The organism is Micromonospora sp. NPDC092111 (genome assembly GCF_044755745.1).
GTDB lineage: Bacteria > Actinomycetota > Actinomycetes > Mycobacteriales > Micromonosporaceae > Micromonospora.
Genome location: NZ_JBIVRQ010000010.1, coordinates 1 through 15,039, shown reverse-complemented (window position 1 = coordinate 15,039; position 15,039 = coordinate 1). Strand labels below are relative to the sequence as shown.

The following is a 15,039-nucleotide window of genomic DNA, read 5'->3' as shown; positions in this document are numbered from 1 at the left end:
ATCCGACAGCGCCGCGTCCCGGATCGACGGGACCGGCCCGCCCCCGGGACGGGAGCGGGCCGGATCGTCCCAGGTCACGGGCGGGGCAGGGCCGCCTCGATCAGTGCGGTCTGCTCGACCTCGTGCATCTTGGCCGAGCCCACCGCCGGGGCCGCCGCGGCCGGGCGGGAGATCCGCCGCAGCCGGACGTCGGTCAGGTGCTCCAGCAGGTTGAGCGCGACGAACGACCAGGCGCCCTGGTTGGCCGGCTCCTCCTGCACCCAGGCGAAGTCCTCGGCGTTCGGGTACGCCGCCAGCGCGGCCCGGATCTCCTCCACCGGCATCGGGTAGAGCTGCTCGATCCGGAGGATCGCGGTGTCGGTGACGCCGCGCTCGGCACGGGCCTGGAACAGGTCGTAGTAGACCTTGCCCGAGCAGAGCAGCACCCGCTTGACCTGCGCCGGCGCCGGGGCGGCGGTGTCGGCCAGCACCGGGGCGAAGGTGCCGGTGGTGAAGTCCGCCACCGAGGAGACGCAGAGCTTGTGCCGCAGCAGCGACTTCGGCGTGAACACCACCAGCGGCTTGCGCTTCGGCGACAGGGCCTGCCGGCGCAGCAGGTGGAAGTAGTTCGCCGGGGTGGTCGGGATGGCCACCCGCATGTTGTCCTCGGCGCAGAGCTGGAGGAACCGCTCCGGGCGGCCGGAGGTGTGGTCCGGGCCCTGGCCCTCGTGGCCGTGCGGCAGCAGCAGGGTGACCGCGGAGCGCTGACCCCACTTCACCTCGCCGGAGGAGATGAACTCGTCGATCACCGACTGGGCGCCGTTGACGAAGTCGCCGAACTGGGCCTCCCAGGCGACCAGCGCGTCGATGTTCTCCACCGAGTAGCCGTACTCGAAGCCCATCGCGGCGTACTCGGACAGCAGCGAGTCGTGCACGAAGAACCGGGACCGCTCGCCGTCGGCGGTGAGCGTCTTCAACGGCAGGTAGTCCTCGCCGGTCTTCGCGTCGACCACCGAGGCGTGCCGCTGGACGAAGGTGCCCCGGCGGGAGTCCTGACCGGCGAGCCGGACGGTGATCCCGTCGTGCAGCAGCGAGCCGAACGCGATGATCTCGCCGTACCCCCAGTCGATGTTGCCCTCGACGGACATCTTCGCCCGCCGGTCGAGCAACTGCTGGATCCGCTTGTGCGGGGTGAAGCCCTCGGGGAGGCTGACGTGCGCGTCGCCGATCGCCTTCACCACGGCGGCGTCGGTGGCGGTCTCCACCTGCGGCTCCGGCTCGTCCTCTCGGCGCGGCCGGCTGAGCTGGCGGGGCGTGGTGGCGGCGTCCCGGGTGGCCTTGAAGACCCGCTCCAACTGCGACTGGTAGTCGCGCAGCAGCTCCTCGGCGTCCTCCACGGTGATGTCACCCCGCCCGATCAGCTCCTCGGTGTAGAGCTTGCGCACCGAGCGCTTCGAGTCGATGATCTTGTACATCTGGGGGTTGGACATCGACGGGTCGTCGCCCTCGTTGTGCCCGCGCCGGCGGTAGCAGACCATGTCGATCACGACGTCCTTGTTGAACGTCTGCCGGTACTCGAAGGCCAGCCGGGCGACCCGGACCACGGCCTCGGGGTCGTCGCCGTTGACGTGGAAGATCGGCGCCTGGATCATCCGGGCCACGTCGGTGCTGTAGAGGCTGGACCGGCTGTACTCCGGGGCGGTGGTGAAGCCGACCTGGTTGTTGACCACCACGTGCACGGTGCCGCCGGTGCGGTAGCCGCGAAGCTGGGACAGGTTGAGCGTCTCGGCGACCACGCCCTGACCGGCGAAGGCGGCGTCACCGTGCACCGCCAGCGGCAGCACGGTGTAGCCCTCCAGCTTGAGGTCGATCCGGTCCTGCTTGGCCCGGACGATGCCCTCCAGCACCGGGTCGACGGCCTCCAGGTGCGACGGGTTCGCCACCAGCGAGACCTTGACCGAGTGGTCGCCGTCGGGGGTGGTGAACTTGCCGTTCTGGCCCAGGTGGTACTTCACGTCGCCGGAGCCCTGGGTGGAGCGCGGGTCGAGGTGCCCCTCGAACTCCGAGAAGATCTTCTCGTACGGCTTGCCGACGATGTTGGCCAGCACGTTGAGTCGACCCCGGTGGGCCATCCCGATGACGACCTCGTCCAGCCCGTCCTCGGCGGACGCCTCCAGCACCTCGCCGAGCAGCGGGATCAGCGACTCGCCGCCCTCCAGCGAGAAGCGCTTCTGGCCGACGTACTTGGTCTGGAGGAAGGTCTCGAACGCCTCGGCGGCGTTGAGCCGGTTGAGCACGTGCTTCTGCTCGTCGGCCGGCGGCTTCTCGTACCGGCGCTCGATCCGCTCCTGGATCCAGCGCCGCTCCTCCGGGTCCTGGATGTGCATGTACTCGATGCCGACCCGGCGGCAGTACGAGTCGCGCAGCACGCCCAGGATCTCGCGCAGCTTCATCCGCTGCCGGCCGGCGAAGCCGTTGACCGGGAAGATCCGGTCCAGGTCCCACAGGGTCAGCCCGTGCTGGAGAACGTCCAGGTCCGGGTGCTTGCGGATGGTGAACTCCAGCGGGTCCGTGTCGGCCATCAGGTGGCCCCGGACCCGGTAGGCGTGGATCAGCTCGTGCACCCGCGCGGTCTTGTTGATCTGGCCCTCGGAGTCGACGGCCACGTCGCGGACCCAGCGCACCGGCTCGTACGGGATGCGCAGCGAGGTGAAGAGCTGGTCGTAGAAGCCGCGCTCGCCGAGCAGCAGCTCGTGCATCACCTTGAGGAACTCGCCGGACTGGGCGCCCTGGATGATCCGGTGGTCGTAGGTGCTGGTCAGCGTGATGATCTTGCTGACCGCCAGCTCGGCCAGGGTCGTCTCGCTCATCCCCTGGTACGGCGCCGGGTACTCCATCGCGCCGACGCCGATGATGGCGCTCTGCCCCTGCATCAGGCGCGGGATGGAGTGGACCGTGCCGATGCCGCCCGGGTTGGTCAGCGAGATCGTGGTGCCGGAGTAGTCCTCCATGGTCAGCTCGTTGCGGCGGGCCCGCCGGACCACGTCCTCGTACGCCTGCCAGAACTGCCGGAAGTCCATCCGCTCGCAGCCCTTGATGGACGGCACCACCAGGTTGCGGTTGCCGTCCGGCTTGGTCAGGTCGATGGCGATGCCCAGGTTGACGTGCTCCGGCCGGACCATCGCCGGCTTGCCGTCGACCTCGGCGAAGGAGTTGTTCATCTCCGGGTGCTCGACCAGCGCCCGGACCATCGCGTACCCGATCAGGTGGGTGAAGCTGACCTTGCCACCGCGCCCCCGGGCGAGGTGGTTGTTGATCACGATGCGGTTGTCCACCAGCAGCTTGGCCGGGACCGCGCGCACGCTGGTCGCGGTCGGGACGGCCAGCGAGGCGTCCATGTTCTGCACGATCTTGGCGGCCACGCCGCGCAGCGGGGTGGTGCCGGCGGCGCCGGCCGTCGGGGTCTTCGCCGCGGGCTTGGCCGGGGCGGGCTTGGCGGCCGGTGCCGGGGCCGGCTGGGCGGCGGGCTTGGCGGGCGCGGTGGTGGACCTGGCGGTCGGCTTCTCGGCGGCGGCCGGCGGCTGGCTGACGGCGGCGACCGGCTCCTGCTGCTCGGCGGGCTCCGGCGGCGCGGCCTGGCCCTTCTCCGGACGCGGGGTGCCGGCGCCCGGAGCCGGCCGGTAGTCGGCGAAGAAGTCGTGCCAGGCCGAATCGACGCTCGAGGGGTCGGCGAGGTAGCGCTGGTACATCTCCTCGACGATCCACTCGTTCGGGCCGAAACCCGCCAGTGGGTTCTCCTGCGAAGTCTGCTGGGTCGACACGGCCGGTAATCGCCTCTTTCACGCGGGTTTGTGTGTCACGCGGTGTCCGCCGCCGCCCGGAGATCGGTCGGACGGGAGACGGCTCCCAGGCTACGCCGTACGAATACGGTAGGCATTTCCGCCTCCGACGGGTGGTCCGTTTCACAGAAGATGCAGAAGTTCGGTCAGCTCCGCGTGTCCCGTTGACTCCGGTCCGGAGACGGACCGGCCCCGACGCGACGATCGTCACGCCGGGGCCGGTGAGCCCGGACCGGTCAGGAGATGTCCCGCCGCCGCATGGTGAGCGTGCCGATCACCCCGGCCACCACGGCGTACCCGACGAGCACCACCGCACCCGCCCAGCGCGGCGGGTTGCCCGGGATCTCGGCGCCGCTGACCATCAGCGACGAGGCCAGCGACGGCACCAGCACCTGGAGGTCGTTGATCCAGTCGCCCCAGCGGTTGGCCAGGATGCCGATCGCGATGGCCGCGCCGACCGCGCCACCGAGGTAGAGCAGGATGCCGGTGACGGTGGCGCCGATCTGGCTGCGGATCAGCACCCCGAGGCCGACGCCGAGCACCGACCAGAGCAGGTACGCCAGACCGTTGAGCGCGGTGGCCCGCCAGACCGCGCCGCTGCCGAGCTGGGAGCCCAGGTCGACGCTGTTCATCACCAGTGCCCCGAAGACCAGGTTGAGCACGGTGGTGACCAGCCAGAACAGCACGGCCAGCACGGCCGCGGCGACCAGCTTCGCCACCATCACCGCGGTGCGGTGCGGCACGGTGAGGAACGTGGTGGTGACCGTCTGGTGGAAGAACTCGCTGGTCACCACGATGATGCCGAGCAGCATCACGATGAGCAGCCCGAAGAACTGCCCGTTGGTGTAGATGTTGGCCGCCAGGCTGTCCACCGACTGCACGGCCTGCATCTGGTCGGCCTGGTCGGGGGGCACGTCGCCGAAGTTCCCGCTGGCCAGCGCGTCGGTCTGCAACCAGTTGATCAGCAGGGTGAGGGCCCACAACGGCAGCGAGATGAGCCCGAAGACCCACCAGGTGCTGGTGGAACGGATCTTGAGCAGCTCGGATCGGACGAGGTTCATCGGATGCCCGCCTTCCCGGCCGTCAGCTCCAGGAAGACCCGTTCCAGGTCGGGCCGTTCCGGGGTCAGTTCGTGCAGCTCCACCTTGGCGGCCAGGGCGACCCGGCCGACCGCCGGCGCGTCCACCCCGCTGACCAGCAGCACGCCGTGCTCGTCGGTCTCCACCGTCGCGGACTGCTCGCGCAGCGCCACGGTCAGCTCCTCGGCCTGCGGGGTGCGTACCCGCACCCGCGCGCTGGTGGCCATCGAGCCGAGCACCTGCTCGACCGGGCCCTGCCGGACCAGCTTGCCGGCCGCGATGATCACCACGTCATCGGCGAGCAACTGCATCTCGGACAGCAGGTGACTGGAGACCAGCACCGTGCGCCCCTCGTGGGCCAGCCCCTTGAGGAAGCCGCGCATCCAGCGGATGCCCTCCGGGTCGAGACCGTTGGCCGGCTCGTCGAGGATCAGCACCCGGGGGTCACCGAGCATCGCGGCGGCGATGCCGAGCCGCTGCTTCATGCCCAGCGAGTAGCCCTTGAACTTGCGCTTCGCCGCCGGGGTGAGCCCGACCAGGGCCAGCGCCTCGTCGGCCCGGCTCTTCGGCAGGCCGGCCGCCGCGCAGATCACCCGCAGGTGATTGATCCCGGTACGCCCCTTATGCGCGCTGGACGCCTCCAGCACCGCGCCCACGTGCCGCAGCGGGTCGGTCAGGTCGGCGTACCGCTGGCCGCCGATGGTCGCCGTGCCACCGGTCGGGGTGACCAGGTTCAGCAGCATTCGCAGGGTGGTCGTCTTGCCCGCGCCGTTCGGGCCGAGGAAGCCGGTCACCCGACCGGGTTCGACGGTGAAGGACAGGTTGTCGACCGCCCGTACGGTCTTGTACTGCTTGGTCAGTCCGGACACGACGATCTGGCCGGTGCTGGGGCTCCACTGCCCGTCGGACATCGTTCTCCTTTCGTGCGGCTGCGCGTCGCGGCGCCGCGTTCTGCGGCGCGGTTGCGGATTGCGCCGGTGACAGCCTGACAAGCCTGGTCAAGTCGCGCCATCAGCCCCCGGTCGGTGAGTCGCGCTCCGCCTCAGGCAGGAGGCCGTCGTCCTCAGGGACGAGACGCCGGGCGCGGTGCCGCTCACCTCCGGGCGGCGCGGGCGCGGGCCGCCGGGGACGGGGCGGGCGCGGCGCGCGGCCGCAGGGGTGGCGCGAGCGCGGCTCAGCGGCGGGGTTCCGGTGCGGGTGGCACCGCGATCCAGGTGGCGCGGGCCCGGCCGAGCAGCGCGCCGGTGCTGCCGTAGAGGCTGGTGTGCACCACCGCCCGCCGCCCCTCGGTGCCGACCACCGCCCCGGTGACCACGCACTCCTCGCCCGGCTCGGGCAGCGCGTCGACCAGCGCGGTCAGCCGGCCGAGCAGGTAGGGCCGGCCGGGGGCGATCACCGCCCAGCCGCCCGGACAGTCCAGCGCCGCCCACGCCGTCGGCGTGGTCACCCGCTCCGGGGCCCGCCACGGCGCGGCGGTCCGGCCGTCGGGCAGCCGGCCGGGAAAGATCCGCAGGCCGTCCGGGTGGTCCGGGCCGCAGACGTAGCAGCCGGGGAAGGGGTGGTCCACCAGCCCCGGGTACGCCTTCGCGGCGATCTTCGCGGTCGGCGGGTCGACCGGCGGCACCGGATCGGGCAACTCGCCGGCCGGACGCAGCTCGGCGACCAGTCGCCCGTCCGGGTCGAGGACGTCGCCGCCGGCCAGGGTGAGCGGGGTGTCCAACGGGGGCGGGCGGCGCAGGGTCACCTGGACCGGCCGCACGTCGCCGTACGCCCCGGCGAACACCCCGGCGCTCCAGCCGCCGTTGCCGGAGCCGGGCGGCCCGTTGTACCGGGACTCGATGATCATCGGCCCTCCTCCGTCGCGCCCGGCGTGGGTGGCCGGGTCCGTACCGGCAGCCTCGCACGTCACCGCGTGGGCCGGCCCGCCGACCGGCGTTCACCGGATCGACACCCGTCTCCGGGCGGCCGGCAACCCGGGCCACCTACACAGGTCCCATGGCTGTTCTGCATGCCGCTGGCGCACCCCTGACGACCAGCGGATACACCCTGCTGATCGCCGACGACCCGACCCAGGTCGCGGCCGCGCAACGCCTGCGCCACGAGGTGTTCGCCACCGAACTCGGCGCGACCCTGCGTCCGGACGTGGCCGGACTGGACGCCGACGACCTCGACGCCCACTGTGACCACCTGATCGTCCGCGAGGAGCGCACCGGCGCGGTGGTCGGCACCTACCGGCTGCTGCCACCGGGCCGGACCGACCGCCGGTACGCCGCCGGCGAGTTCGACCTGACCGCGCTCGACCCGTTGCGCGACGTGCTGGTCGAGACGGGTCGCTCCTGCGTCCACCCGGACCACCGCTCGGGCGCGGTGATCAACCTGATGTGGGCGGGCCTCACCCGCTACCTGCACCTGCGCGGCTCCAACTGGCTCGGCGGCTGCGCCTCGGTGCCGGTCGACGACGGCGGCCGGGCGGTCGCCGAAGCGTGGGCGCTGGCCCGGGCCGGGCACCTGGCGCCGCCGCCGCTGCGGGTACGCCCGTTGCGGCCCTGGTTCGCCGAGCCGGGCGCGGCGGCGGCGGGCGACGCGACCGGGGACGCCGCCGGGCGGGCGCTGGTCCCGCCGCTGCTGCGCGGCTACCTCCGGCTCGGGGCCTGGGTCGCCGGGGAGCCGGCGTACGACCCGGACTTCCGCTGCGCCGACTTCTACGTGCTCTTCTCGCTGGACCGGATGAACCCCCGCTACCTGCGGCACTTCCTGGGCGGGGCGGCCCGGTGAGCGCCGACCTGTGGCGGCCGACCGCCGGCTGCGGCCCGGACTGCCTGCCCGCGCCGGGCCAGACCCCGACGGTGTCGCCGGTGCGCCGGGCGGCCCGGCTGGTGGGCGTACTCGGGATGCTGCTGGCCGGGGCCGGTCTGGTCGTACTGCTGCCGGTGCTGCCGGCGGCGGAGCGGGCGGCGGTGGTCCGGGGCTGGGCCCGGGGGACGACCCGAGCCCTGGGGGTGCGGCTGGAGGTGCGTGGCCGGCTGCCCCGGCGGCGGGCGCTGCTGGTCGCCAACCACGTCTCCTGGCTGGACATCCTCGCGGTGCTGGCGGTCGCGCCGGCCCGACTGCTGGCCAAGCGGGAGGTCCGGGGCTGGCCGCTGGTGGGGCTGCTGGCCCGCGCCGCCGGAGCGGTCTTCGTTGACCGGTCCCGGCCCCGGGGCCTGCCGGGCACGGTGGCCCGGCTCGCCGGGGCGCTGCGGGCCGGCCACCCGGTCGCGGTCTTCCCGGAGGGTACGACCTGGTGCGGCGTCGCCCCGTCGGCGGACTGCCGGCCGCGCCGGGGGTTCCGTCCGGCGGCCTTCCAGGCGGCGATCGACGCCGGTGCGCCGGTGGTGCCACTGCGGATCGGCTACCGCTGCGCGACGACCGGTGCGGTGAGCACGACGGCCGCCTTCCTCGGCGACGAGACCCTGTGGCGCTCGTTGCGCCGGGTACTGGCGTCCCGTGACCTGGTGGTCCGGGTCGTGGTGACCGCCGCCCTGCACCCGGCCCCGGACGCGGACCGTCGGCTGCTGGCCCGCGCCGCCGAGTCAGCCGTGCACCTGGTCCCGGCCCGACCGGTCGGGCTCCGCCCCGTGCCGGCTGTCGGTTCCGTGCCGGCTGTCGTACCCGTGCCGGCCGCCGTGCCCGTGCCGGCTGCCGTGCCTTCCGGGTTCGTCGGCCCCGTGCCGGCTGCGTCTCCGGCGGCCGCCGTGCCCGTGCCGGCTGTGGTGCCTGTGCCCGCCGTGGTGTCCGTGCCGGCCAACGAGGAAGGGCTCAGTCTGGCCGCCTGACGAGTCGCCGACATGCGGGCAGACGAAAAGAGGTCACCCGGACGCACCTCGCCATCGACACCACGCCTGGATGCCCGTATGCCTCTCGGTCATAGATATGACCGAGAGGCATATCTGCTGCCAGAGGGTTGGACCGCTCAGCGCAGGGCGCGCGCCGGCGGCTGCGGACACGGTCGTGGACGCCGTCCGCACGCAGGTGAGGGGCTCGCGGGGCGGGCCACCGCCTCCGTGAGGCGTCGGCCCACGGGCCCGATCCGCAGGTGCGGTCGACGAAGGTCTGCCAGATCCGGGGTGACGTGGCGGGTTGACCGCGAGGTCGACCCGTGTGGGTGCATCTGTTGTCGCTGAGGCGACAACAGCTGCACCCACACCCCCGACAACTTCGATGATCACGAAGCCGTGGTCAGGGGATCGTGGTCAGGGATCGTGGCGGGGGTGCGGACTTCGGGGGTGCCTGACGGGTCTCCGACTCGCGACAGTCTTGTTCTATCGCGATGTATCGCGTTACGCTCCTGGGGTGATTGGCGGGCCGTCCGGCCGCGCCCCACCCGAGGGGAGGACGCCATGACCACCTGGACGGTCGACAGCCCGCAACGGCTCACCGTGGAGGGGTCGGTCACCCGGCTCGACGTCCGGCTGGTGACCGGGCGGCTCAACGTGGTCGGCGCCGACGGCCCGGCCCGGGTCGACATCACCCGGGTCAGCCGCCGACCGGTCATCGTCGAGCACCACGACGGCACCCTCCGGGTCAGGCACGAGCGCCACCCCCGCTGGCCCGGGTTTCTCTGGTGGGTCGGGCAGCTCGGCCGCCGGTTCCGCGCCGAGGTGTCGATCGCGGTGCCGGCCGACGTGCTGGCCGACCTGCGGCTGATCGACGGCTCGCTGGTGGTGTCCGGGCTGGGCGCCGACACCACCGTCGACGTGACCTCCGGTCAGGTCACCCTGATGGGGCTCGCCGGCCGCACCACCGCGAAGGTCATCTCCGGCCCGGTCGAGGCGCTCGGGGTGACCGGCGACCTCAGCCTCGACACGGTCTCCGGCGAGGTGACCGTCGCCGAGAGCGCCGCCGGTCGGGTCCGCGCCAACACCGTCTCCGGGGCGATCACCTGCGACCTGGACAACCCCCGGCGCAGCGAGATCCGGCTCACCACCATCTCCGGGCCGATCACCGTCCGGGTCCGCGAGGACAGCGACCTCGCCGTCCACCTGCACACCACCTCCGGCCGGATCACCAGCGGCTTTCCCCAGGTCTGCGGCGGGGCCGGGTTCGGCCCGATCAAGGACAGCCACGGGGTGCTCGGCGCGGGCGCGGGTAAGCTCTGGGCGTCCGCGACGTCCGGCAGCATCGCGCTGCTGTCCCGTCCGGTGGACGACGACCAGGAGGAGCTGCCGTGACCGCCGTGTTCAGTCACGGCCGGCTCCGGCTCTACCTGCTCCGGCTGCTCGACGACGGCCCCAAGCACGGCTACGAGCTGATCCGGCTGCTGGAGGAGCGCTTCCTCGGCCTGTACGCCCCGAGCGCCGGCACCATCTATCCCCGGCTGCAACGGCTGGAGGCCGACGGCCTGGTCACCCACACCGCCGCCGGTGGCCGCAAGGTCTACGAGATCACCGGGGCCGGCCGGGCCGAGCTGCGCCAGCGCGCCGACGAACTGACCACCCTGGAGTCCGACATCAGCGCCTCGGTGGAGGACCTCTCCGCGCTGGCCGGCGAGATCCAGACCGAGGTACGCGGCTCGGTGCGTGACCTCAAGCGCGAGCTGCGCGAGGCCACCCGGCTGACCCGGCAGACCCGCTGGGACCGCCCGCCCCCGCCCCCGGGCCCGGTGCCCCGGCCGGCGCCCGCCACCGGCTCCGCCCCGCTGCTCACCGAGTTCGACCAGCGGCTGGCCGAGTTCACCGTCGAGGTCGGCGCGCTGGTCCGGGCCGGGCGGCTCAGCGACAGTCAGCTCCGTACCGCGATCCGGGTCCTGGACGGCGCGCTGGACGGACTGCGCCGGCTGCTGCGCTGACGGCTTCACAGGATTTTTCCAGGAACCGTCCAGCGCTGGCGCAGTGATGTCCCGGATGATGGCGTCCATGGCCGCTACCCAGACCGAGGCGCGACTGCTCGTCGTCGAGGACGATCCCAACATCCTCGAACTGCTCTCCGCCAGCCTCCGCTTCGCGGGTTTCGACGTGGCGACCGCCACCAGCGGCAGCGCCGCGCTGCACGCGGCCAAGGACCACCGCCCCGACCTGGTCGTCCTCGACGTGATGCTGCCCGACCTGGACGGCTTCGAGGTCATCCGGATGCTCCGCGAGGGCGGCACGCGTACCCCGGTGGTCTTCCTGACCGCCCGGGACGCCACCGACGACAAGATCCGTGGGCTGACCCTGGGCGGCGACGACTACGTCACCAAGCCGTTCAGCCTGGAGGAGTTGACCGCCCGGATCCGGGCGGTGCTGCGTCGTACGGCCACCGGCGAGCAGGCCCCCTCCCGGCTCACCTTCGCCGACCTGGAGCTGGACGAGGAGACCCACGAGGTGCACCGGGCCGGCCAGCGGGTGCAGCTCTCGCCGACCGAGTTCAAGCTGCTGCGCTACCTGATGCTCAACGCCAACCGGGTGCTCTCCAAGGCGCAGATCCTCGACCACGTCTGGAACTACGACTTCCGGGGCGACGACAACATCGTCGAGTCCTACATCTCCTACCTGCGCCGCAAGGTGGACAACACCCAGCCCCGGCTGATCCACACCCTGCGCGGGGTGGGGTACGTCCTACGCAAGCCGGCGGCGTGAACCTCCTCGACGAGGCCAAGGGCCGGCTGCGCAGCGTCCCGCTCCGGATCAAGCTGGTCACCTCGGTGCTGGCGCTGGTGGCCGCCGCCCTGGTGGTGATCAGCTCGCTGACCACGTACTTCCTGCGGGAGTACCTGATCGGGCAGGTCGACGACCAGTTGCACGGCGACACCAACGGGGTGGCGCGGGCGCTCGACGAGTCACGCGGCCCGATCCTGGTGGGCATCCCCACCGACTACGTGGCGGCGCAGGCCAGCAGCTCCGGCGTGGACGGCACCTCGCGCTACTCCGGGCTGCGCCCGGAGGAACTGCCCGCGATCCCCACCGACTTCGCCGGGTTCTCGGCGCGGGTCGGCGACCCGTTCACCGTCCGCTCCGAGGACGGGCGGACCCGGTGGCGGATGCTCTACACCGACCTCGGCGACGGCCGGATCCTGGCCTTCGGCCAGCACCTGACCGACGTCGACCTCGCGGTCAAGCGGTTGATCTGGATAGACATGCTGGTCGGCGGCGCGGTGCTGCTCCTGCTCGCCTCGCTCGGCGCGGCGATCGTCCGGACCAGCCTGAAACCGCTGGTGGAGATCGAGCGTACGGCCGCCGCGATCGCCGGCGGTGACCTGACCCGTCGGGTCCCCGACCCGGAGGAGGGGCGGCTCTGCGCCACCTCCGAACTGGGCCGGCTCTCCCGCGCGCTGAACGCGATGCTGGCCCAGATCGAGGCGGCCTTCACCGCGCGGGCGGCGTCGGAGATGGCGGCCCGCTCGGCCGAGGTCGGCGCCCGGGACGCGGCGTACGCGGCGCAGGCGTCCGAGGCGCGGGCCCGGCGCTCGGAGGAGCGGATGCGGCAGTTCGTCGCGGACGCCTCGCACGAGCTGCGTACCCCGCTGACCACCATCCGTGGCTTCGCGGAGCTGTACCGGCAGGGCGCGGCCCGTGCCCCGGAGCAGACCGCCGACCTGCTGCGCCGGATCGAGGACGAGGCGGCCCGGATGGGCCTGCTGGTGGAGGACCTGCTGCTGCTCGCCCGGCTGGACCGGGAGCGTCCGCTGTCGTTGGCTCCGGTGGAGCTGCCGGTGCTCGCCTCCGACGCGGTCGAGGCGGCCCGGGTGGTGGCCCCGGACCGGCGGATCGAACTGGAGATCGCACCGGGCTCCGGCCCGCTGGTGGTGCACGCCGACGACGCCCGGCTGCGGCAGGTGATCGGCAACCTGATGACCAACGCGTTGACCCACACCCCGCCGGAGGCGTCGGTGACCCTGCGGCTGCGCTCCGAGCCGGGGAACCTGGCCGTGGTCGAGGTGGCGGACACCGGGACCGGGCTCTCCCCGGAACAGGCCGAACGGGTCTTCGAGCGCTTCTACCGGGCCGACGCGGCCCGTACCCGCCGGGCCAGCGGGATCACCAGCACCGGCCTGGGGCTGGCCATCGTCGCCGCGTTGGTCACCGCCCACCACGGCATGGTGGAGGTGGCGGAGACCCCCGGCGGCGGGGCGACCTTCCGGGTCAGGCTGCCGCTGCTGCCGGCGGCCGACGGCGATCCGGAATGACCGTCCACCGGGGCTCGGCGGCGGTGCTGGAGAGCGGCGTCCACCAGGGGCGACGGCGGTGCGGGGCGGCGTCCACCGGGGGTGCGCCGGGACTTTCAGAGAACATCCAGGCAGATTCCAGGCTGGTGACAGTGCCAGGGGGAAAACTGTGGGCATGACCGAGTTCGAGACCGACCCGCAGCGGCGGCTCGCCGCCTCCGACGCCGAGCCGTCGCACCTCACCGCCGAGCCCGCCCGCGTCGAGCGCGGCGAGTCCGACACCACCGCCACCGGGGGCGGGGACGCCGCCGGCACCGCGGGGGAGCCGGCCGGGGCCCCCACCCCCGCCACGCCGACCACCGGATCGCCGTACGCGCCCCCGGCGGCACCGTACGCGCAGACCTCCGCCGCACCGTACCCGCAGACCTCCGCGTCGCCGTACCAGCCGGGCGGGGGGCACGGCGACCAGGCGTACCGGCCCGGCTACCAGCCGGCCGCCGGCTACCCGGGCTACCCGTCGGCCGGCCAGTACCCGGCAACGGGCTACCAGCCCGGCCAGCCGCAGCAGTCCGGCTGGGCCGCCGGCTACCCCGCTCCCGGCACCCCCGGCCAGCCCGGCGCCGGCGTACCGGGTCAATCCGCCGCCGGCGTACCGGGTCAGCACGGCCCCGGCCAGCACGGTGTCGCCGGCCTCGGTGTCGCCGGGCAGCCGGGGCACGGCTACCCCGGCCAGCACGGTCCCGGCGGGCCGGTCCCGCCGCACGCCGGCCAGCCGGTCCCGCCGTGGGCGGCCGGGCCCGGCCCGACGCCGTCGAAGGTCGCCAAGTTCGTCGGCGCCGGCGTGGCGGTCTTCGCCCTGATGCTCGGTTCCGGGGTGGCCGGCGGCGCGCTCGCCCTGGCCGTCGACGGCGACCGGGGCGGCATCACCCGCACCTACTCGGCCGCCCCGGTGATCAACAGCGCCGACCTGCCGAAGATCGCGGCGGCGGTGCAGGACAGCGTGGTCTCGATCATCACCGACAACGGTGAGGGCTCCGGCGTGATCCTCAGCGCCGACGGCTTCGTGCTCACCAACAACCACGTGGTGGCCTCCGCCACCGGCGACACCGTCCGGGTGGTCTTCGCCAACGGCAAGTCCGCCCAGGCCAAGATCGTCGGCACCGACCCGAAGACCGACCTCGCGGTGGTCCAGACCAGCGGGATCGACAACCTCAAGGCGGCGAAGTTCGGCGACAGCGACGGCATGCAGGTGGGCGACCAGGTGCTCGCCCTCGGCAGCCCGCTCGGCCTGCAGGGCTCGGTGACCGCCGGCATCCTCAGCGCCCGGGACCGCACCATCCAGGCCAGCAGCGAGAACGGCCAGCAGCAGAACCCGCAGCAGGGCGCCAGTTCGATCTCCGGGCTGCTCCAGACCGACGCCCCGATCAACCCGGGCAACTCCGGCGGCGCGCTGGTCAACACCCGGGGCGAGGTGATCGGCATCAACACCGCCATCGCCACCGCCGGGCAGGGCAGCAGCGGCAACATCGGCGTCGGCTTCGCCATCCCGAGCAACAAGGCCAAGGACGTCGCCGGGAAGCTCCAGCGCGGCGAGAAGGTCAGCCACCCGTCCCTCGGGGTCAGCGTCAACGCCGCCGAGGACGGCGGGGCGCTGGTCGCCGCGGTCACTCCGGGCAGCGCCGCGGAGAAGGCCGGCATCCAGCGGGGTGACGTGATCACCAGGTTCGGCGACAAGGCGGTCAACGACTCCAACGATCTCGTCGGCGCGGTGCAGGCCGGCAAGGTCGGCGACCGGGTCGAGGTGAAGTACAAGCGAAATGGTGCCGAGGCGACGGCAACCGTCACGCTCGCCGAGACGTCATAACAGAACAGACCTGCCTCCTCCGGGGCGGGGGGGGGGGGGGGGCCCCGGGGGGGGGGGGCCCCCCCCCCCCCCCCCGGGGGGCCCGGGGGGGGCCCCCCGCCCGGGGGGGGGGGGGGGCCCCCCGGGCGCGGGCCCCCCCCCCCCCCCCCCCCCCCC

11 protein-coding genes are annotated in these 15,039 nt (G+C 73.2%); 7 read left to right on the top strand and 4 right to left on the bottom strand.

All coding sequences use genetic code 11. The features are described 5' to 3' along the window. Positions 1-74: 74 nt before the first annotated feature. The 4 genes from ACIQG9_RS19630 to ACIQG9_RS19615 all read right to left on the bottom strand — a co-directional run bounded on the left by ACIQG9_RS19630 (position 75) and on the right by ACIQG9_RS19615 (position 6,743). Positions 75-3,800: a multifunctional oxoglutarate decarboxylase/oxoglutarate dehydrogenase thiamine pyrophosphate-binding subunit/dihydrolipoyllysine-residue succinyltransferase subunit gene (locus ACIQG9_RS19630; protein ID WP_400404254.1), complete on the bottom strand. Its 3,726-nt coding sequence runs from the start codon at positions 3,798-3,800 to the stop codon at positions 75-77. Positions 3,801-4,054: 254 nt separating this feature from the next. Next, positions 4,055-4,879 carry an ABC transporter permease gene (locus ACIQG9_RS19625; protein ID WP_400404252.1) on the bottom strand — a complete coding sequence of 275 codons (825 nt, stop codon included), beginning with the start codon at positions 4,877-4,879 and terminating at the stop codon, positions 4,055-4,057. Next, complete coding sequence (locus tag ACIQG9_RS19620) at positions 4,876-5,808, bottom strand: ABC transporter ATP-binding protein (protein ID WP_400404250.1); 933 nt, start codon at positions 5,806-5,808, stop codon at positions 4,876-4,878. The genes ACIQG9_RS19625 and ACIQG9_RS19620 overlap by 4 nt, the downstream gene beginning before the upstream one ends. Before the next feature lie 263 nt (positions 5,809-6,071). Beyond that, positions 6,072-6,743 (bottom strand): hypothetical protein, encoded by a 672-nt coding sequence (locus tag ACIQG9_RS19615; RefSeq protein ID WP_400404248.1) that lies wholly within the window; start codon positions 6,741-6,743, stop codon positions 6,072-6,074. A gap of 149 nt (positions 6,744-6,892) precedes the next feature. On the opposite strand from ACIQG9_RS19615, the gene ACIQG9_RS19610 reads away from it, so the two are divergent. The 7 genes from ACIQG9_RS19610 (at position 6,893) to ACIQG9_RS19580 (ending at position 14,883) form a co-directional block, all read left to right on the top strand. After that, the gene (locus ACIQG9_RS19610) at positions 6,893-7,672 is read left to right on the top strand and encodes a GNAT family N-acetyltransferase (protein ID WP_400404246.1); all 780 of its coding nucleotides are present in this window, start codon (positions 6,893-6,895) and stop codon (positions 7,670-7,672) included. After that, on the top strand, positions 7,669-8,712 hold the full coding sequence (locus ACIQG9_RS19605; RefSeq protein ID WP_400404244.1) for a lysophospholipid acyltransferase family protein: 1,044 nt from the start codon (positions 7,669-7,671) through the stop codon (positions 8,710-8,712). The genes ACIQG9_RS19610 and ACIQG9_RS19605 overlap by 4 nt, the downstream gene beginning before the upstream one ends. A 564-nt stretch (positions 8,713-9,276) precedes the next feature. Beyond that, positions 9,277-10,107, top strand: coding sequence for a DUF4097 family beta strand repeat-containing protein (locus tag ACIQG9_RS19600; protein ID WP_400404242.1), 831 nt, complete (start codon positions 9,277-9,279; stop codon positions 10,105-10,107). Then, positions 10,104-10,724 (top strand): PadR family transcriptional regulator, encoded by a 621-nt coding sequence (locus tag ACIQG9_RS19595; protein ID WP_400404240.1) that lies wholly within the window; start codon positions 10,104-10,106, stop codon positions 10,722-10,724. The genes ACIQG9_RS19600 and ACIQG9_RS19595 overlap by 4 nt, the downstream gene beginning before the upstream one ends. A gap of 67 nt (positions 10,725-10,791) precedes the next feature. Continuing rightward, positions 10,792-11,493 (top strand): response regulator transcription factor, encoded by a 702-nt coding sequence (locus ACIQG9_RS19590; protein ID WP_091068807.1) that lies wholly within the window; start codon positions 10,792-10,794, stop codon positions 11,491-11,493. Continuing rightward, on the top strand, positions 11,490-13,040 hold the full coding sequence (locus tag ACIQG9_RS19585) for a sensor histidine kinase (protein ID WP_400404237.1): 1,551 nt from the start codon (positions 11,490-11,492) through the stop codon (positions 13,038-13,040). The genes ACIQG9_RS19590 and ACIQG9_RS19585 overlap by 4 nt, the downstream gene beginning before the upstream one ends. A gap of 154 nt (positions 13,041-13,194) precedes the next feature. Continuing rightward, on the top strand, positions 13,195-14,883 hold the full coding sequence (locus tag ACIQG9_RS19580; protein WP_400404235.1) for a trypsin-like peptidase domain-containing protein: 1,689 nt from the start codon (positions 13,195-13,197) through the stop codon (positions 14,881-14,883). The last annotated feature ends 156 nt before the right edge of the window (positions 14,884-15,039 follow it).